Consider the following 18,113-nt stretch of genomic DNA (forward strand, 5'->3'; position numbering starts at 1 on the left):
GACCCCCGAGAAGAACTGGATGAACGACCCACAGAAGCCGTTTTTGCTCGACGGCGTGTGGCACTACTACTACCTCTATAACGCCGATCACCCCGACGGGAACGGCACCGCGTGGTACCACTCGACCTCAACCGACCTTGTGCACTGGGAGGACCAGGGCATCGCGATCGACAAGTACACCAACGGGCTCGGCGACATCTGGACGGGCACCGCCGTCGTCGACTCCGAAAACACCGCGGGTTTCGGAGCGGGCGCGGTCATCGCCCTGGTCACCCAGCAGGTCGACGGTGTGCAGCGTCAATCGCTTTTCGCGTCGACCGATGGCGGTTACTCGTTCGAGTCCTACGAGGGCAACCCTGTCATGGACAACCCTGGCGTCGCCGACTGGCGAGACCCGCGCGTGTTCTGGGACGAGAACGCCGGGCACTGGGTGATGGCCCTCGCCGAGCACGATCGCATCGGCTTCTACACGTCGCCCAATCTTCGCGACTGGACCTACGCGTCCGATTTCGTCACGGCCGGCCTCGGCGTGTTGGAATGCCCAGACCTCTTCCCGATGGCGGTCGATGGAGACCCGAACAACGTGCGTTGGGTGCTGCTCGCCGGGGCGAACGGCGCTGCCGAGGGGATGACGACCGGCACGACCTACTGGGTCGGCGACTGGGACGGCACGACGTTCACCGCCGACGAGACCGGGCACCAGTGGCTCGACCACGGGGCGGACTACTACGCCGCCGTCACGTGGGACGACACCCGGCTGAGCGCCCAGGAGCGCCTCAATTCGCGGTACAGCATTGCCTGGATGAACAATTGGGCCTATGCCGGCGACTTCCCGGCCGGTGACTGGCACGGCGGCTCCGACTCCGTCGTGCGTAGCATCCGGCTCGGTTCTGACGAAGACACCGAGAAGCTCTATTCGGCTCCTGCAGAGGAGATGCGATCGCTGGAGGGAGAGCCCGAGCAGATCGATCCCCTTCGCCTGGATTCGGGAAGTTCGACGGAACTCAGGGCTTCCGCATCCGATGCGTATCGCCTGACCCTCGACGCCGCCGCCGCCGACGGCACCGGCGAGGTGCGCGTGAAGGTGCTCAGCGCCGATGGCACGTTCGCAACCGTCGGGTACGACTTTGACACCGAACTCGCTTTCGTCGCGCGGGATACCGATGCCATCGCCTCCGAGATGCCCGCGGAGTACCGGGCCGTGCGAACGGCACCCGTCCCGTCGAAGGACGGACGTGTGCGGCTTGACATCGTCGTGGATGTGGCCTCGATCGAGGTATTCGCGGGAGACGGTGAGGCATCCATCACCATGGCGACCTACGGCTCGCCCGGGGCGCGTCAGCTGAGTGTGGACGCCCTCCGTGGCGCCGTCGAGATCACGGATGCGAGGCTGACGCCGCTGCGTGTCGCGCCGGTCGTGCGCGAATCGGCGGCGGAGTGAATCTACGAGGCGGGCGGCGCCGCGACTGAGCCGCGCTCGACGAGCCAGCCCGTCAGCTGTTGCACACTGCGATCGGTGCCTGGCCGAGGGCCCTCGATGCGTTCAATGAGGCGCGTCATTGCCCGCCCACCCATCTGGGCATGCGGCAGCGCCACGGTGGTGAGGCCGGGATCGAGAGCGTCGGCCACCGGATGGAGGTCGTCGATGCCGATCACCGACAGCCCCTCCGGGACGGGGATGGCGCGCCTCGCCGCGGCCTGCATCACCCCCATCGCGATCTGGTCGTTGAAGCAGATGATCGCCGTCGGGCGATCGTCCTGGTCGAGGAGCTCACCACCCGCCTGTCGTCCGCCCACGGCGTCCGACGAGCAGAAGGCGACGCGCCGGTCACCAAGCTTGATGCCGGCATCGCCGAGAGCCGAGCGCACGCCGAGCAGGCGGCCATGTGCCGCACGAGTGTCATCCGTGGTGCCCACATAGGCGATGTCACGGTGTCCCTCGCGGGTGAGCCGCTCACAAGCCACGGCCGCGATCTGGGCTTCGTTGGGCACGACCGCGTCCACCAGCCATCCCTTCTCCGGTGCGGCGTCAACAAGCACGACCGGCAGATCGTCCGGCACCGATGGGCGCGGGACACGCTGGTGGTACATGCGCGCGATGAGCAGGCCGTCGACACGCTGAGCGAGGAAGAGCGCGATCAGGTCGGCCTCGATGCCGGGGTCACCGCCGCTCTCACCCACCATCAGAAGGACATCATGCTCGAGTCCCGCTTGGCGGGCACCCTCGATGATGCGTCCGGCAAACGGTGTGGCCGCAATGTTGTCGCCGACAAGGCCGACGACGCCCGTGCGCCGGCGCCGCAATCCGCTCGCCACACGGTCGGGCACGTAGCCGAGGTCGTGTGCGACCGAGAGGATCCGCACCCTGGTCGCGGCATTCACCGTGCGGGCACCGCTGAGCGCATGCGACACCGTTGTGGGGGAGACGCCGGCGGCCGCGGCAACGTCGCTCAAGCGGGCGCGTCGAGCTCCAAACGTTCGGCCACTGTCCATCCACCCAGCCTACGGCTGGCGCGCCCATGCTGAGAGCATCGGCGAATGCGGCTTCGGCCTCCCCGGCACCCTGCCCGTCGGGCGGCCAGGGTCCTGAGCCAGAAACACCGCACCGCACCCATCCAGGGGTCAACGTGCAAGACTGGTCCCCTGCCCTCACCCAGGCCCCTCAGCCTGCGTCCCCAACCAGTTCGGCATCCGTGCTTCCGAAAGCGCCATGCCGGTGGCGGTGAACCGATGTGCGATCGACGCGAAGAGGTTTTAATGTGTGGGATTTTCTAAGGGCACAGTATGAGCAGATCCTGTTCAGCAGCTGGCAACATTTCAGCCTCGTGGTGCAGTGCCTGGTACTGGCGACCGTCATCGCCGTGCTGCTGGCGGCCCTCGTGTACCGCAACTCCGCGCTGACCGCGATCGCCAACTCGGTCTCGGCCATCGGCCTGACCATCCCGTCGTTCGCCTTCATCGGTCTGCTCATCGCGCCGCTGGGCTTCGGGGTGTTGCCGGCCGTGATCGTCGTGGCGTTCTTCGCCACGTTGCCCATCCTTCGAAATGCGGTCGTGGGCCTGTCGGGCATCTCACCGTCGATCGTCGAATCCGCCCGCGGTATCGGCATGAGCCGATTCCGCACGCTCCTGCAGGTGGAACTGCCGATGGCGTGGCCGATCATTCTCACCGGCGTGCGGGTTTCCGCCCAGATGGTGATGGGGGTCGCCGCGGTCGCCGCCTATTCGCTGGGACCGGGCCTGGGCGGATTCATCTTCTCCGGACTTTCCAGGCTCGGCGGTGCCAACTCCCTCGAGTCGGTTTTGACCGGCGTCATCGGCGTCGTCGTTCTTGCTGTCATCCTTGATCTTCTTCTCGTCGGCCTCGGCCGCCTGACCACACCGCGAGGTATCCGTGTCTGAATTCAACGCAACCACCCGAGCCGACTCCACCGATGAGCCCAGCACCCCCACCGGCATCACCGGGGCAAGCATCCTGCTGGACGGAGTCACCAAGCGGTTCCCCGGTCAGGCCCGCCCTGCCGTCGACGGTCTCACCATGGAGATCCCCGCCGGCAAGATCATCATGTTCGTGGGTCCCTCCGGCTGCGGCAAGACCACCACGCTCAAGATGATCAACCGGCTGATCGAACCGACCGAGGGCCGTATCGTCGTCGATGGCGACGATGTGACCGACATGAACGGTGACACCCTGCGCCGCGGGATCGGCTACGTCATCCAGGCCGGGGGCCTGTTCCCGCACATGACGGTCGCCACCAACATCGGCATCGTGCCGAAGATGCTCGGCTGGGACAAGGCCCGCATCGCCGCCCGCGTCGACGAACTCCTCGAGCTGGTCTCCCTCGACCCGGCGCTGTACCGCGACCGCTACCCCAAGGAACTCTCCGGCGGCCAGCAGCAGCGCGTCGGCGTGGCCCGTGCTCTCGCGGCCGACCCGCCCGTGCTCCTGATGGACGAGCCGTTCGGCGCCGTCGACCCGATCACCCGGCTGCGCCTGCAGGACGAACTGCTCAACATCCAGGAAGAACTGCAGAAAACCATCGTCTGCGTCACCCACGACTTCGACGAGGCCGTGAAGCTCGGCGACTGGATCGCCATTTTCAACGAGGGCGCCCAGCTGGAGCAGTACGACACGCCCGAACGCATCCTCGGCCACCCGGCCAACGAGTTCGTCGAGAACTTCATCGGCTCCGGCGCCGGCCTCAAACAGCTGACTCTCACCCGGGTGTGCGACGTGGGCCTCAGCGACGCGATCGTGGGCATGCCCGGCGAACGGGCGGCGGATGTGCTGGCGCGGGTGACCGAAGCCGGTCACGGCCACGCGGTCATCATCGATGCTCGTCACCGGCCCATCCAGTGGCTCTCGCGGCGCCAGTTGGGCCGGCTCGACGTGATCAAGGATGTCGCCGACCCGAAACTGCCCGTGGTGGGCAACCGCGCCACGCTCAACGATGCGCTCGACACCATGCTCGTCTCGAGCGCCGGGGCCGCGCTGGTCACCGGACGCCGCGACACGTTCAAGGGCGTCATCGACGTGAAGACCGTCATGGATGCCATCACCCGGGCGCAGGGCGCGGCCGTGCTGGAGTCCGACCAGGCACCCGTGGGACTGAACACCGGTACGTTCCAGGCGCTGGCATCCGCCGAGGCCGACCTGAGCGACACCGCGGGCCACGACGCGGACGCCCAGGCCGTGCGATGAGCCCCCGCGGACTGAGAGCCGAAGCAGCCATAGCCGGCGGGGACTCCGCCGTCGAGGCGCCGGGCGACCCGTTGACGCCGTCCGTGCCGACCAGTCGCGCCCGCGTACGGTGGAACTCCTGGAGGGGACTGGTCTACCAGCTGGCCGGGATCGTGCTCGCCTTCCTCGCGCTGGTGTTCTGGTTGCAGACGGCGGACCTCTCGCCGATCGAGCTCACCACCCTGGCCCCGAACGCACTCTGGGTCTACACGGTGGAACACATCCAGCTCACCCTGCTCGCTGCGGCGATCGTGCTCGTCATCGCGATACCCCTGGGCATCGCCTTGACCCGGCGGCCCCTGCGGTTCCTCACCGGTCCGGTACTGGTCATCGCCAACTTCGGCCAGGCCGCGCCGGCGATCGGCGTGGTCGTGCTGCTCGCGTTCTGGGTCGGCTTCGGTTTCTGGGCGGCGACGCTGAGCCTCGTGCTCTACGCGATGCTTCCGGTGCTGCGCAACACCATGGTGGGCCTGCAACGGGTTGACGCCCACCTGGTGGAGGCCGGGCGCGGCATGGGCATGAGCTCCGCCGCCGTGTTATTTCGGGTGGAACTCCCACTCGCCGTGCCGGTCATGCTCTCGGGCGTGCGCACCGCGCTCGTGCTGCTGGTGGGCACCGCCGCCCTGGCCACGTTCGTCAACGGTGGCGGACTGGGCATTCTGATCACCACCGGTGTCAATCTCAGTCTCACCTCCGTGCTCGTCACCGGGGCGTTGCTGGTGGCCCTGCTCGCCCTGCTCATCGACTGGCTCGGCCGCGTCGTGGAACACGTCGCGCGCCCGAAGGGACTCTAGATGTACCGCTCCTCCTCTCGCATCCGCCGCACACCCCTGGGCCGCTGGGGGGTGGCAACGGGCATCCTCGCCCTGTCCGCCCTGGCCTTGACCGGCTGCGGACTCAAGCCGGCCACCGCGTACGTTCCCGCGGTCGGACCCGGATCGATCAGCCCGCTCGAGGACGCCGACGGCGTCGACCTCACCGTGACGTCGAAGAACTTCACCGAGCAGCTGCTGCTCGGCAAGATCGCGGTGCTCGCCGCAACCGCCGCCGGATTCGACGTCACCGACCTCAGCAATGTGCCCGGAAGCCAGCCGGCCCGCAATCTGCTGGTATCAGGTCAGGCCGATGTGCTCTGGGAGTACACCGGCACCGCGTGGCTGACGTACCTCGGGCAGGAGGAGGCCATTTCCGACCAGACCGAGATGTGGCAGGCCGTGTCCGACATCGACCTCGACAACGGGGTCACCTGGGGCGCTCCGGCGCCGATGAACAACACCTATGCGCTCGCTGTGCGGAGTGAGGCGGTCGCGGAGCTGGGCGGCATCACGAAGATGTCCGAGCTGGCCGCCCTGCCGGTCGAGGACCGCACCTTCTGTGTCGAGTCCGAGTTCAACTCCCGGCCCGACGGCATGAACCCCATGCTCACCCACTACGGCCTTGAGCGTGCCGCCGCCGACGGGGTGCCCGACGGCAACATCGGGATCTATGACACGGGTGCGATCTACAGCGCGACCGATGCCGGGGCCTGTAACTTCGGGGAGGTCTTCACGACCGACGGTCGCCTCGACGCGCTGGATCTCACGGTGCTGGTCGACGACCTGGCCTTCTTTCCGGCGTATAACGTCGCGCCGGTGTTCTTCACCGAGACGCTCGACGCCCACCCTGGCCTGGAGGAGGTCTTCGCAGAGATCTCGCCGAAGCTCACCGATGAGGTGCTGCGCGACATGAACCGCCAGGTGGATGTCGACGGGGACGAACCGGCCGACGTGGCGTTCGCGTGGATGGTCGCCGAGGGATTCATCACCGATCCGGCCAGGTAGCCGAGTCCGATGCCGTCAAGGGGGTGACGTTCCGGCCGAGCTCGGCCATGCGGGCGTGAGCGCCGGGGGCGTTCTCGCTGTTGGACACAGGGTGGGCGGTCCGTAGTACCGTTTCGGCAAGCGATGGCAAGCCACAAGCGGAAGGACTCCCATGCTGAAGCAGGTCGCGGACGGTGTGCTGGTCCACCAGAGTGAGTTCATCCAGAGCAATTCAGTGGTCGTGCAGGGCCGCGCGGGTGTGTTGCTGATCGACCCCGGTATCACGCGGGACGAAATGGTCGACCTTGCGACCGACCTGCGCGAGTTGGGCCGGCCCGTAGCAGCCGGCTTCTCGACGCATCCGGATTGGGATCACGTGCTCTGGCACGCGGGCTTCGGCGTCGTGCCGCGTTACGGCACCGCCCGCTGCGCGGCGTCGATGCGTGATCTGCTGGCGACCGCCGACTGGAAGGACCGCGTGGCCGAGGTGCTCCCGCCGGAGCATGCCGAGGAGATCCCGATGGACCTCCTCGGTTTCATCACCGGCCTGCCCGCCGGGGTCACGCAGATTCCCTGGGACGGTCCCGAGGTTCGCATCCTCGAGCATCAGGCTCACGCCACCGGCCATGCGGCGCTGTTCATCAAGGAGCGTGGCGTGCTCGTGGCCGGCGACATGCTCTCGGACATCCTGATGCCGGTTCTCGACCTGGAGGCCAAGAACCCGATCGAGGACTACCTCGACGCGTTGCTGTTGTTGGAGGGCGTGGCCGACGGCGTTGATGTCGTCATTCCCGGTCACGGGTCCGTCGGTAAAGCGGAACAGTTACGGGCGCGGATCGAGCAGGACCGTGCCTATGTGCAGACCCTGGGTGACGGTGGGGCTCCAGAGGACTTTCGGGTGGGACCGGCCGCCCCGTTGGAGTGGCTGCCCGACGTGCATCGGTGGCAGCTTGAGCAGCTCGCCCAAAGATAGGGCCGTCATCAACTGGTGGGGGAGCCCCCCGGGCCCAGCCAGAGTTCGAGCCCGTCGAGGATCAGTTCAAGGCCGAGCTCGAATTCGTCGCCGTAGTTGTAACCCGGCTGCAGTACGTGCTCAGCAGTCAGTTCGGCGAGATAGGGGTACTCGGTGGCGGGCAGCTGGGCGAGCATGAGGTGCGCCATCGCGGCCGTCTCCTCCTCGGTCGTGAAGGGCAGGCTTTTCTCCTGCATCGCGAAACCATAGATGTAGCTGTCCAAGGCGGAGAATGCGTGCGCGGCCATGGCCACCGAGAACCCGGCGTTCCGGAAGGTGCCTATGACCCGGTCATGATGACGCAGGGTGGAGGGTCCCGGATTCGTGCCCGAATCCGTCAACCCCGTAGCCCACGGGTGGCGCGACAGCATGTCCCGGAATGAGACCGACCGCTTGCGCATCGCCGACTTCCAGCACTCACTGTGCGACGGCAGCTCGATCTCGGCGAAGACGGCATCGACCATGCCGTTGAGCAGGTCGCCCTTGTTGGCCACATGGTTGTACAACGACATGGCTTCGACCCCGAGCTCCACGCCGAGCCGGCGCATGGTCAGCGACTCGATGCCTCCGGCGTCGGCGAGCACTATGGCCGTGGTCAGGACCGCGTCCCGGCTCAGTCGACCCCTGGGCGACCTGTCCGCCCCGCCCACCGACTTCGCCATGGTTTCCCCTCGCCGTTCTCTTGACAACCTTACCCCGTAGTCGTACGGTACTTACAACATAAGCTTACGACGTAAGGATGACCCGTGAATGAGACAACCATCAACTCCCCGGCGACTGCCGCGCCTCGGCGACCGGGGGGTTTCACCGTCTGGCCGCCACGCACGGCGGCACTGGTCGCCGGAGTCGGCCTGGCGATCATGGCCGTGCTCGGCGGCTTCGCCAGCTTCGCCAGCTTCGCCGCTATCCTGAGTCTGATCGTTCCCGGCGACGCCGGGCTCACCGCCGACAGGATCGCCGCCGCGCCGGCGCTGTTCTGGGCGGGTGTCGTCAGCTTCGTCATCGTGGCGATGCTCGATGTTCTCGTGGCGGGCGCTCTCTACGCCCTGTTCAAGCCGGTGAGCCCACGGTTGTCGGCGCTGGCCGGCTGGTTGAGAACCGTCTACGCCGTGCTGCTCCTGGTCGCCGTCGGTCAGCTGGTGAACGGGTTCGCTCTCCTCGGCGATCCCGGCGATCCCGGCGCCGCCCAGCCGGTCCTGGAGTCGTTCACCACCATCTGGGTGCTCAGCCTTGGGCTGTTCGGTGCCTCGCTGATCCTGGTCGGCTACCTCGCCTTCCGCTCCGGCTTCATGGCCAGGGTCTTCGGCATCCTGCTCGCCCTGGCCGGCGCGGGCTACCTGGCGGATGCGATCGGCATGGCCACGATCCCCGGCTTCACCGCCGTGTTCGCCCAGTTCCTCTTCGTGGGCGAGGTGACTCTCATCTTCTGGCTGCTCATCCAGGGTCGCCGTCTTCCGCGCGCCCGAGCATGAATCCTGGCCGCATCCGCGAAAATCTCGATCAATGACTCATTGACGGCACGCTCCTGTGGGGTGAGGCTTCCTTCATGGAGCTAGACGAGTGGTGGTCGCGGTTAAGCGTGCGGGCTCAGGACTGGCTGACGGCGAACAATGGCGACGTCGTTCCGGACTGGGTCCTCACCGAAATCGTGGCGGCCGGCGGCGATGTGAGTTCTGATGCCGGCTGGGTCGGCGAATCCGATGCGGACGGGTGGCATCTCTCCGATTCGGCCATCGACTGGATCGAAGCGACCGCGAACGACGAAGACTGACAGCGTTGGAGGGGGCGCTGGCTACCTGGGGGTTTCAGTGCGCGGCGACGTCAGCCTGGTCCCGCTTGAACAAACGCGACACTCCGAGAACGATTCCCACCACGATCATGCCCAGCGCCAGCCCGAACACGGCCGACACCAGGGTGTCGGCAAGCCACACCACGACCGGTCCGGCGGGTTCCACCGCGTGGGTCACCACGTGCAGCAGATCGTAGGGGCCGTGCCAGATCGTCTCGGCCAGGTTCGTGATCACGAGATGACCACCGACCCAGAGCATGGCGACAGTGCCGATGATGCTGATCACCGAGAACACGCTGGGCATCGCGGCCACGATGCGCGCGCCGGTGCGTCGCACCTGCCGGGCTGAGTTCTTCATCATCGACAGCCCGATGTCGTCGATCTTCACCAGCAGGGCCACCGCGCCGTAGACCAGCAGGGTCATGCCCAGGCCGATGACCACCAGTGCGCCGAGCGTCATCCAGATGCCGAAATCGGGATCGAGGCTGGCCAGCGCGATGAGCATGATTTCGGTGCTGAGGATGAGGTCGGTGCGGATGGCGCCGAAGATCAGCTTGCCCTCGTCTCGCGCGTCGGTCTCGGTGACGGCGTGATGCACGCCGAACCACTCGGTGACCTTTTCCGCACCCTCGAAGCACAGGTAGGTGCCGCCGAGGATCAGCAGGAACGGCAGCACCCCGGGCGCGAACGCCGAGAGCAGCAGCGCGAGCGGGATGATGATGACGAACTTGTTGAACAGGCTGCCCAGCGCGATCCGCCACACCACGTGGAGTTCTCTGGCCGGCGTGAGGCCCTGCACGTACTGCGGGGTGACGGCCGCGTCGTCGATGACGACGCCGGCGGTCTTCGCACTGGCCTTGAGGGCAGCGGTGAGAATGTCATCAACTACGGCGAGCAAACCGACCGACATCTGGTTCTCCTCGGATCGGGGCGTCGTCCTCGAGCACGGCGACGGCAATGATCCAGAGTACCGTGTGGCCGGAACGACGTTTCGCGGTCCTCGTCGCCGGCCGAGCTTGGCAGCCGCAGCCGCACCCGGGGCACGGTGGGGCGATGAGTTGGGTCTCGACCATTCTCGCGGGCATACTTGCTGATAACGAGGGCATTGGTGCCCCGATCTGCGAGGAGAACATGCGACGCGGCTCGAACCTTCACGCGCTGGGCGGGTTCAATCAGACGGTGGTGCTCGACACCATCCGTCGCACGCCGGCAGGGCTCAGCCGCGTCGAGATTGCCGAGCAGACCGGGCTCAGCGCTCAGACGGTGTCGAACGTGTCCCGGCGGCTGCTCGACGCCGGGGTCATCCGCGAGGCCGGCATCCGCAACCTCGGAGTGGGCAAGCCCCGCACCATCCTGCAGCTGGACCCGTCGGGACACTACGCCATCGGCGTGCACATCGACCCTGCCGTGATCACCTACGTGCTCCTGAACATCGAGGGCCACGTTCTGGCCCACGCCACCACCCGCACGCCCTCCGCCGCCGATCCCGGCGTGGTGATCACCGAGATGCGGGACTCGGTGGAGGCGATCATCGCCTCGGCGGGCATCGAGCGCCAACGGGTGCTCGGGGTGGGCATCGCCTCACCCGGTCCCATCGACATGAACCTGGGGGTGGTCCTGGACCCTCCGCTTCTCAGCAACTGGCACGGGGTGGCGCTGCGCGACGAGCTGGAGCGCGCCACCGGCTTCTTCGTCCTCCTCGAGAAGGATGTGACGGCCGCCGCGGTCGGCGAGCTCTGGAAGAGCACCGGCGCCGACTACGACGATTTTCTGTTCTTTTACTACGGCACCGGGGTGGGCGTCGGCCTGGTGCTCGGCCGCGAGGTGGTGCGGGGCCCGACCAAGAACGCGGGTGATGCCGGCCACATCGTAGTCGATCCTGCCGGGCCGCAGTGCCGCTGCGGGCGCCGCGGCTGCCTCGGCGATGCGATCAGTCCCGTCACCATCGTAAACTCGGCCGTTGAGCGCGGCCTGATTCAGGTGCCGGGGGAGACCCCGCACACCTCGGCCATCGATGCCGGTTTCAGTCAGGTGGCGGTGCTGGCCCACGCCGGCAACCCGGCGGCGATCGAGTTGCTCGACGAGGTGGCCCGATACATGGCGGAGGCGATCGTGACTATCGTCAACCTGCTCGACCTGAATCGGGTGGTCTTCGGCGGCCCCTACTGGGAGCGGGTCGCCGATCTTCTGCTGGATCGGGTGCCCGCGGTGATCAACGGCTCCACCGCCCTGGTGACGTTGCGGCCCGTGACGGTGACCGGCTCGACCATCGGCGCTGACGTGGCCGCGGTCGGTGCCGCCTGCCTGGTCCTCGATGCCACCCTGTCGCCACGGTCGGCGACTCTTTTCATCTCGAGCTAGCGGCCCAGCCGGCCGGGGCGTCGGAGTCTTTCCCAGGGGTGCCTGACGGGAAATGCTTGACACTAATTACTCCATTTGTTTTAGTTATGGGGGGTGGTGTCGTCGGCAACGGTGTCGGGGGGAACCGCGTCAGGGGTTCAAAGGAGAATTCAATGAAGAAATCACTCTTGTCGGTTGTGTCGTTGGGGGCGGTGGCGGCGCTGGCTCTGTCCGGGTGTTCGGCGGGCGGCTCCGAGACCGAGTCCCAGACGATCAAGGTGGCTTATCAGAAGTTCGGCGCCTTCATCCAGGTGGACAACCACATGAAGGCCGTCAAAGAAGCGTTCGAGGCCGCCAACGAGGGACTCACCGTGGAGCTCGTGCCGATCGAGGCGCAGGAGAACGACTATGCCACCAAGCTCGCTCTCATGAACAAATCGGCAGCCACCGCGCCGGATGTCATGTACGAAGACACCTTCCGGGTGCAGTCCGACAGCGACGCGGGATACCTGGCCCCGCTCGACGAATACACCTCGGAGTGGGAGGACTGGGACAGCTTCTACGACAACGCCAAGAACGCCGGTCTCGGCAGCGACGGCAAGACCTACGGCGTCCCGATGGGAACCGACACCCGGGCCATTTGGTACAACAAGGACCTCTTCGCCGAGGCCGGGCTGCCCGTGCCCTTCGAGCCGACGACCTGGGAAGAGGTGCTCGACGCCGCCGCGACGGTGAAGGCCGAACTGCCGGACGTGATTCCACTGAACGTCTACTCGGGTAAGGCCCAGGGCGAAGCCGCCTCGATGCAGGGCTTCGAAATGCTTCTGTACGGCACCGAAGACACGCTGTACAACACCGACGACCAGAAGTGGGTCACCGGCTCACAGGGCTTCGTCGACTCGCTCGGCTTCATCGAAGACGTGTACCAGGGCGACCTGGGCCCCACCCCCGAGCAGGCCCTCGACAAGAACGTGGGCAACCTCGTCTCCGGCGAATGGTTGCCCCAGGGCAAGCTCGCGATGGGCATCGACGGGTCCTGGCTCAGCGGCACCTGGCTCGAAGAAGGCACTGCACCCTGGGCCGAATGGGACACGGTGATGGGCCAGGCCGCCATGCCCACCCAGGACGGCGCTGAACCAGGAGCCACGAGCATGTCGGGCGGCTGGACGCTGGCCATGGGGTCCAAGTCGACCAAGAAGGATGCCGCCTGGGACTTCATCTCCCTGGCACTGAACAAGGACAACTCCCAGGCCTACGACATCGCCGCCAGCCAGATCGCCGTACGTGACGACGTCTCCCAGGACCCGGACTACCAGGCCGCGAACCCCACCTTCGGGTTCTTCTCCGAAATCGTGGCAAACACACACTTCCGTCCGGCCACCAGCGACTACGCGCAGATCTCCAGCGCGATCACCGTGGCCATGGAAGCCGTGATGACGGGTCAGCAAAGCCCCAAGGACGCGGCAGCGGCCTACGACCAAGCAGTGGTCGGCATCGTCGGTGAAGAGAACACCGAGAGCGCGGAGTAGCCGTGTCCGCGCCGACTCTGGCGCGACCTGCTGAACGGCCCGGCCGAGGGACATCCCCTCGGCCTGGCCGGGCACGGGCCGCGACCCACCGTTCCCTGGTTCGGAGCATCCCGCTGCTGCCCGCGGTCGTGCTCCTCGCGATCTTCCTTCTCGGGCCGGTGATCAGCTCCTTCTACGGTTCCTTCACGAACGCGTCACTGTCCGGGGCATCCGCCCAGGATTCGGCGTTCGTGGGCTTCGACAACTATGCGGCGCTCTTTGCCGACCCGGACTTCCCCAAGTCGGTGCTGCTCACCCTGGTGTTCCTGGTCGCCTCGGCGATCGTGGGGCAAAACATTCTCGGGCTGGGGCTGGCCCTGTTGATGCGATCCTCCAACCGCCTGGTCCGCTCCCTCGTGGGTACCTTCGTGGTGACGGCCTGGGTGCTGCCGGAGATCGTGGCCTCCTTCGCCGCCTATGCCTTCTTCAACGACACCGGAACGCTGAACAACCTGCTCGCCGCCGTCGGTATCGACGGGCCGAACTGGCTGTACGCGCTGCCGATGCTCTCGGTGATCCTCGCCAACATCTGGCGGGGCACGGCCTTCTCTATGCTCGTCTACTCGGCGGCGCTGCAGGATGTGCCGCCGGAGATCACCGAATCGGCGGAGGTCGACGGTGCGCGCGGCTGGCAGCGGCTGGTGTTCATCACCATCCCGATGATCCGCCGCAGTATCTCCACCAACCTCATGCTGACTACCCTGCAGACCCTGTCGGTCTTCACCCTGATCTTCGTGATGACCGGCGGCGGACCTGGCACCGACAGTTCGACCTTGCCGGTGCTGGCCTATCAGGAGGCCTTCCAGTTCGGGCAGCTCGGTTTCGGAACCGCGATCGCCACCATCATGCTGCTCGTCGGCGCGGCCTTCTCGGTCGCGTACATTCGGGCGCTCAAGCCGGAGGTTGATTGAGATGGGGATGACCTCACCGAGCAGACGGGTCATGAAGGCCGCCTCCAACGGAGTGCTGTTGCTCGTCACCGTCGCTTTCGCGTTGCCGTTGATCTGGCTGGTCCTCGCCTCGGTGGATACCCGAGCGACCCTGTCGATCAAACTGCCGGAAGCGTTCTCGTTGCAGAACTTCACCGATGTGATGACGCCGGAAACGGCGTTCATCCCGCTGCTGAACAGCCTGTTCCTGGCCGGCGGCTGCGCCGTGATCACGGTGACCGTTGCCGTGCTGGCCGCGTACCCGCTGTCGCGTTACAAGATGCGGGTGAACAAGCCCTTTCTCTATGGGGTGCTGTTCGGAACCTGCCTGCCGATCACGGCCATGATGGTTCCCGTGTATGCGCTGTTCGTGGCGTTCAACCTCATCGACTCGCTGGCCGGAACGACTCTGTTCCTCGCGGCGACGAGCCTGCCGATCGCGATCTACATGACCAAGAACTTCATGGACAGCGTGCCGGTGAGCCTCGAGGAGGCCGCCTGGATGGACGGTGCATCCATGTTGACCACCCTCACCCGGATCGTGATTCCGCTCATGCGGCCTGGCCTGGCTGTGGTGTTCATCTTTGTGTTCATCGGCGCCTGGGGCAATTTCTTCGTGCCTTTTGTGCTGCTGCTCTCACCCGACAAACTCCCGGCGGCCGTGAGCATCTTCTCGTTCTTCGGGCAATACGGAACGGTCGCCTACGGGCAGCTGGCCGCATTCTCCCTTCTCTATTCCCTCCCGGTCATCACGCTGTACGTCTTCGTATCGCGTGTCCTCGGTGGTTCATCGGCCATGGCCGGTGCCATCAAGGGCTGACCCCACTACGCACTACGCAAGGAGCACCACCGTGCACGACACCACCACCCTCATCCGCGCCCGTATCCGCCGATTCGTCAGCGAACGCGTCACCCCCGCGCTCTACTGCACCGCCACCCCCCTCACGATCTCGGCGTGGGAGGTCCCCGATGAACCCGTGCCGTTCGCCGACGCCGTCGACCAGGAGTTCACCCCGTTCGCCATCGGTTTACCGTGGGGCAAGCCGTGGGGCACCACCTGGTTCCATGTGACCGGGGTCGTCCCCGAAGACTGGTCGCGGTTCGCCCACCTCGACACCCGCACCGAGCTCCTCGTCGACCTGGGTTTCCTCTCCGGTCAGGCCGGATTCCAGGCTGAGGGTCTCGTCTACGACCCCGAGGGGCGCATCGTGAAGGCCGTGGAGCCGTTCAACAACTACGTGCCCCTCCAGGTCGGGCCCGGCGGCGTGATCGACGTCTATGTCGAGGCCGCCTCCAACCCCGACGTCGGCAGCGACTGGGCCTTCCAGCCCACTGCGGTGGGGGACAAGGCCACCGCGGGAACCGACCCGATCTACCGGCTCCGCCGCATGGACGTGGCCCTGCTGGACAGTCAGGTCTGGCAGCTGGACCGGGACATCTGGACACTTGTCGGCCTGATGGAGGAACTGAGCGCCGACCTGCCCCGCACCGCGGAGATCATGCGCGCGCTCGAGGCCGTGACCGACGCGATGGACCCCGACGACGTGAGCGGAACCGCGCACCTGGGCCGCGCCATCCTCGCACCGATTCTGGCCCTGCCGGCGTATGCCAGTGCCCACCGTGTGGTGGCCGTCGGCCACGCGCACATCGACTCGGCCTGGCTGTGGCCGGTGCGGGAAACCGTGCGCAAATGCGCGCGCACCTTCTCGAACGTGCTGCACCTCATGGACGAAGACCCGAACTTCATCTTCGCCTGCTCGTCTGCCCAGCAATACGCCTGGATGAAGGAGCATTACCCGCAGCTGTTCGAGCGCATCCGCGAACGCGCCATCGAGGGCCGGTTCGTGCCGGTCGGCGGGATGTGGGTGGAGTCCGACACCAACATGCCCGGCGGTGAAGCCCTGGCCCGCCAACTGCTCGCCGGCAAAACGTTCTTCATGCGGGAGTTCGGTGTGGAACCCCTGGAGGTGTGGCTGCCCGACTCGTTCGGTTACACGGCCGCCTTCCCACAGATCGTGACCGCGGCGGGCTCCAAGTACTTCCTCACCCAGAAGATCAGTTGGAACGAAACCAACACCATGCCGCATCACACCTTCAATTGGGAGGGCATCGACGGCACCCGGGTGTTCACCCACTTCCCGCCCGTGGATACCTACAACTCCCTGCTGTCCGGCGAGGAGTTGGCCCGGGCCCAGCGCCAGTACTCCGAAAAGGGTGCGTCGAACGTGTCGCTGGTTCCCTTCGGGTATGGCGACGGCGGCGGAGGACCGACCCGCGAGATGCTCGCCGCCGCGAAGCGCACCGAATCGTTGGAGGGCTCACCCAGTGTGCGGATCGCCTCGCCACGGGCGTTCTTCGAGGAGGCCGAAGCGTCCTACCCCCAGCCGCCGGTCTGGTCGGGGGAGCTCTACCTCGAGTTCCACCGAGGCACCTACACCTCGCAGGCCAAAACCAAGTCCGGCAACCGGCGCAGCGAGCACCTGCTGCGCGAGGCCGAGCTCTGGGCGACCGCGGCAACCCTCCGCACCGGAGCGGCCTACCCCCACGAGCGCATCGAGGCGGCCTGGCAGACCGTGCTGCTGAACCAGTTCCACGACATCCTGCCCGGCAGCTCCATCGCCTGGGTGCACCAGGTCGCCGAGGCGTCCTATGCGGCGGTACGTGGGGAGCTCGAGGACGTGATCTCCCAGGCACTCGCCGCGCTGGCGGGGCCGGATGCCGCTGAACCGGTGGTGTTCAACGCCTCACCGTTCGCCGTCGCAGGGGTGCCCGCGCTCTCCGCGGCGCCCCGCACCGAACCAGCGCCGCTGCGGGCTGAGGCACGGGACGGCGGGTTCGTGCTCGAAAACGAGACGGTGCGGGTGGTCATCGACGCCCGGGGGCTGCTCACTTCGCTGGTGGAGCTCAGCACGGGGCGCGAGGCTGTCCCGGCCGGCGAACCGGGAAACGTTCTGCAGCTGTTCCGGGACACCCCCACCCAGTGGGATGCCTGGGACCTCGATGAGCACTACCAGCGCACCGGCGTGGAACTGCTCGAGGCCGACGCGGTGATCCTGGCCTCGCAGGAACCCGGACGGGCGACAGTGCGGGTGACCCGAAGCTTCGGGTCCTCCACGGTGTCGCAGGACCTCACCCTGCTGGGCGATCAGGCGACGCTGGACATCGTCACGACGGTGCATTGGCACGAGCGGCAGAAGCTCCTCAAGCTGGCCTTCCCGCTGGATGTGCACGCCGACCGGGCGGCATCCGAGATTCAGTTCGGGCACATCTACCGGCCCACCCACGTGAACACCTCGTGGGATGCCGCCCGTTTCGAAACCTGCGCCCACCGGTGGGTGTTCGTGGGTGAGCCGGGCTTCGGAGTAGCCGTGGCCAACGACTCGACCTACGGCCACGACATCGGCCGGCGCACCCGCGCCGGTGGTGGAACCACGACCACGGTGCGCGAGTCGCTGCTCCGAGCGCCGACCTTCCCGGACCCCACCGCCGACCAGGGGGTGCACGTGCTGCGCACCTCGATCGGCATCACACCGGATGTGATCGGTGCTGCCGAGCAGGGCTACCGCGTCAACCTGCCGCTCCGCGAGATGTCAGGATCGGCCGTGGAACCCGTGGTGACGAGCACGGCACCGTCGATCGTGATCGAGGCCGTGAAACTGGCCGAGGACCGGTCGGGCGACGTGATCGTGCGGCTCTATGAGGCGCGCGGATCCCGGGCCATGGGCACCGTGCAGTTCGGCTTCCCGGTGGGGCGGATCGTGGAGAACGACATCCTCGAGCGCACAATCGAACCCGTCGCGGTCACGGCGCCGGCGGACAACGGAGTGCAGCTGGGCCTTCGTGCGTTCCAGATCGTCACCCTGCGGGTGTCGGTCGCGTAAGCCCGAGCCAGACCGGCCCGGCTAGACGGCGGTGAAATCGCTCCTGAGGATCCTC

16 protein-coding genes are annotated in these 18,113 nt (G+C 66.7%); 13 read left to right on the forward strand and 3 right to left on the reverse strand.

The genetic code is table 11. The features are described from left to right. The first annotated feature begins 19 nt into the window (after window positions 1-19). Window positions 20-1,441 (forward strand): glycoside hydrolase family 32 protein, encoded by a 1,422-nt coding sequence (locus BJQ95_RS07050; RefSeq protein WP_256041565.1) that lies wholly within the window; start codon window positions 20-22, stop codon window positions 1,439-1,441. 2 nt (window positions 1,442-1,443) lie between these two features. On the opposite strand, the gene BJQ95_RS07055 is transcribed toward BJQ95_RS07050, so the two are convergent. Continuing rightward, window positions 1,444-2,454, reverse strand: a complete 1,011-nt coding sequence (locus BJQ95_RS07055; protein ID WP_256041566.1) for a LacI family DNA-binding transcriptional regulator — start codon at window positions 2,452-2,454, stop codon at window positions 1,444-1,446. Between the two features lie 305 nt (window positions 2,455-2,759). Between BJQ95_RS07055 and BJQ95_RS07060 the strand changes: the two genes are divergently transcribed. The 5 genes from BJQ95_RS07060 (at window position 2,760) to BJQ95_RS07080 (ending at window position 7,512) form a co-directional block, all read left to right on the forward strand. Then, window positions 2,760-3,401, forward strand: coding sequence for an ABC transporter permease (locus BJQ95_RS07060; protein WP_130178459.1), 642 nt, complete (start codon window positions 2,760-2,762; stop codon window positions 3,399-3,401). Between the two features lie 55 nt (window positions 3,402-3,456). Next, window positions 3,457-4,701, forward strand: a complete 1,245-nt coding sequence (locus tag BJQ95_RS07065; protein ID WP_240694862.1) for an ATP-binding cassette domain-containing protein — start codon at window positions 3,457-3,459, stop codon at window positions 4,699-4,701. After that, complete coding sequence (locus tag BJQ95_RS07070; protein ID WP_130178458.1) at window positions 4,698-5,534, forward strand: ABC transporter permease; 837 nt, start codon at window positions 4,698-4,700, stop codon at window positions 5,532-5,534. The genes BJQ95_RS07065 and BJQ95_RS07070 overlap by 4 nt, the downstream gene beginning before the upstream one ends. After that, complete coding sequence (locus BJQ95_RS07075) at window positions 5,535-6,560, forward strand: glycine betaine ABC transporter substrate-binding protein (protein ID WP_130178457.1); 1,026 nt, start codon at window positions 5,535-5,537, stop codon at window positions 6,558-6,560. A 151-nt stretch (window positions 6,561-6,711) separates the two neighbouring features. Continuing rightward, the gene (locus BJQ95_RS07080; protein ID WP_130178456.1) at window positions 6,712-7,512 is read left to right on the forward strand and encodes an MBL fold metallo-hydrolase; all 801 of its coding nucleotides are present in this window, start codon (window positions 6,712-6,714) and stop codon (window positions 7,510-7,512) included. A gap of 8 nt (window positions 7,513-7,520) precedes the next feature. Here BJQ95_RS07080 and BJQ95_RS07085 read toward each other — a convergent pair whose 3' ends face one another. Then, complete coding sequence (locus BJQ95_RS07085; RefSeq protein ID WP_130178455.1) at window positions 7,521-8,213, reverse strand: TetR/AcrR family transcriptional regulator; 693 nt, start codon at window positions 8,211-8,213, stop codon at window positions 7,521-7,523. 84 nt (window positions 8,214-8,297) lie between these two features. On the opposite strand from BJQ95_RS07085, the gene BJQ95_RS07090 reads away from it, so the two are divergent. Together BJQ95_RS07090 and BJQ95_RS07095 are read left to right on the forward strand one after the other, a co-directional pair. Continuing rightward, window positions 8,298-9,023 carry a DUF4386 domain-containing protein gene (locus BJQ95_RS07090; protein WP_130178454.1) on the forward strand — a complete coding sequence of 242 codons (726 nt, stop codon included), beginning with the start codon at window positions 8,298-8,300 and terminating at the stop codon, window positions 9,021-9,023. 74 nt (window positions 9,024-9,097) lie between these two features. Next, entirely contained in the window at window positions 9,098-9,322 is a 225-nt protein-coding gene (locus tag BJQ95_RS07095; protein WP_130178453.1) for a hypothetical protein, read from the forward strand. 34 nt (window positions 9,323-9,356) lie between these two features. Here the strand turns inward: BJQ95_RS07095 and BJQ95_RS07100 are convergent, their stop codons facing one another. Next, window positions 9,357-10,250, reverse strand: a complete 894-nt coding sequence (locus tag BJQ95_RS07100) for a DUF808 domain-containing protein (RefSeq protein WP_130178452.1) — start codon at window positions 10,248-10,250, stop codon at window positions 9,357-9,359. Between the two features lie 143 nt (window positions 10,251-10,393). Between BJQ95_RS07100 and BJQ95_RS07105 the strand changes: the two genes are divergently transcribed. From BJQ95_RS07105 to BJQ95_RS07125, 5 genes are all read left to right on the forward strand, one after another. Then, window positions 10,394-11,701 carry an ROK family transcriptional regulator gene (locus BJQ95_RS07105; RefSeq protein ID WP_240694839.1) on the forward strand — a complete coding sequence of 436 codons (1,308 nt, stop codon included), beginning with the start codon at window positions 10,394-10,396 and terminating at the stop codon, window positions 11,699-11,701. A 152-nt stretch (window positions 11,702-11,853) separates the two neighbouring features. Continuing rightward, complete coding sequence (locus BJQ95_RS07110; protein ID WP_130178451.1) at window positions 11,854-13,209, forward strand: extracellular solute-binding protein; 1,356 nt, start codon at window positions 11,854-11,856, stop codon at window positions 13,207-13,209. A 17-nt stretch (window positions 13,210-13,226) separates the two neighbouring features. Continuing rightward, on the forward strand, window positions 13,227-14,159 hold the full coding sequence (locus tag BJQ95_RS07115; RefSeq protein ID WP_130178584.1) for a carbohydrate ABC transporter permease: 933 nt from the start codon (window positions 13,227-13,229) through the stop codon (window positions 14,157-14,159). Window position 14,160: 1 nt separating this feature from the next. After that, window positions 14,161-14,997, forward strand: a complete 837-nt coding sequence (locus BJQ95_RS07120) for a carbohydrate ABC transporter permease (protein ID WP_130178450.1) — start codon at window positions 14,161-14,163, stop codon at window positions 14,995-14,997. A 31-nt stretch (window positions 14,998-15,028) separates the two neighbouring features. Beyond that, window positions 15,029-18,058: a glycoside hydrolase family 38 C-terminal domain-containing protein gene (locus tag BJQ95_RS07125; protein WP_130178449.1), complete on the forward strand. Its 3,030-nt coding sequence runs from the start codon at window positions 15,029-15,031 to the stop codon at window positions 18,056-18,058. Window positions 18,059-18,113: the final 55 nt, after the last annotated feature.

This window comes from Cryobacterium sp. SO1, from assembly GCF_004210215.2.
GTDB lineage: Bacteria > Actinomycetota > Actinomycetes > Actinomycetales > Microbacteriaceae > Cryobacterium.

What these genes read in the sequence shown, in the direction of transcription:
- BJQ95_RS07050 (WP_256041565.1), top strand. Translation starts at nt 20, where the DNA reads ATGAACGACCCACAGAAGCCGTTTTTGCTCGACGGCGTGTGGCACTAC.
- BJQ95_RS07070 (WP_130178458.1), top strand. Translation starts at nt 4,698, where the DNA reads ATGAGCCCCCGCGGACTGAGAGCCGAAGCAGCCATAGCCGGCGGGGAC.
- BJQ95_RS07075 (WP_130178457.1), top strand. Translation starts at nt 5,535, where the DNA reads ATGTACCGCTCCTCCTCTCGCATCCGCCGCACACCCCTGGGCCGCTGG.
- BJQ95_RS07080 (WP_130178456.1), top strand. Translation starts at nt 6,712, where the DNA reads ATGCTGAAGCAGGTCGCGGACGGTGTGCTGGTCCACCAGAGTGAGTTC.
- BJQ95_RS07085 (WP_130178455.1), bottom strand. Translation starts at nt 8,213, where the DNA reads ATGGCGAAGTCGGTGGGCGGGGCGGACAGGTCGCCCAGGGGTCGACTG.
- BJQ95_RS07095 (WP_130178453.1), top strand. Translation starts at nt 9,098, where the DNA reads ATGGAGCTAGACGAGTGGTGGTCGCGGTTAAGCGTGCGGGCTCAGGAC.
- BJQ95_RS07100 (WP_130178452.1), bottom strand. Translation starts at nt 10,250, where the DNA reads ATGTCGGTCGGTTTGCTCGCCGTAGTTGATGACATTCTCACCGCTGCC.
- BJQ95_RS07105 (WP_240694839.1), top strand. Translation starts at nt 10,394, where the DNA reads ATGAGTTGGGTCTCGACCATTCTCGCGGGCATACTTGCTGATAACGAG.
- BJQ95_RS07110 (WP_130178451.1), top strand. Translation starts at nt 11,854, where the DNA reads ATGAAGAAATCACTCTTGTCGGTTGTGTCGTTGGGGGCGGTGGCGGCG.
- BJQ95_RS07120 (WP_130178450.1), top strand. Translation starts at nt 14,161, where the DNA reads ATGGGGATGACCTCACCGAGCAGACGGGTCATGAAGGCCGCCTCCAAC.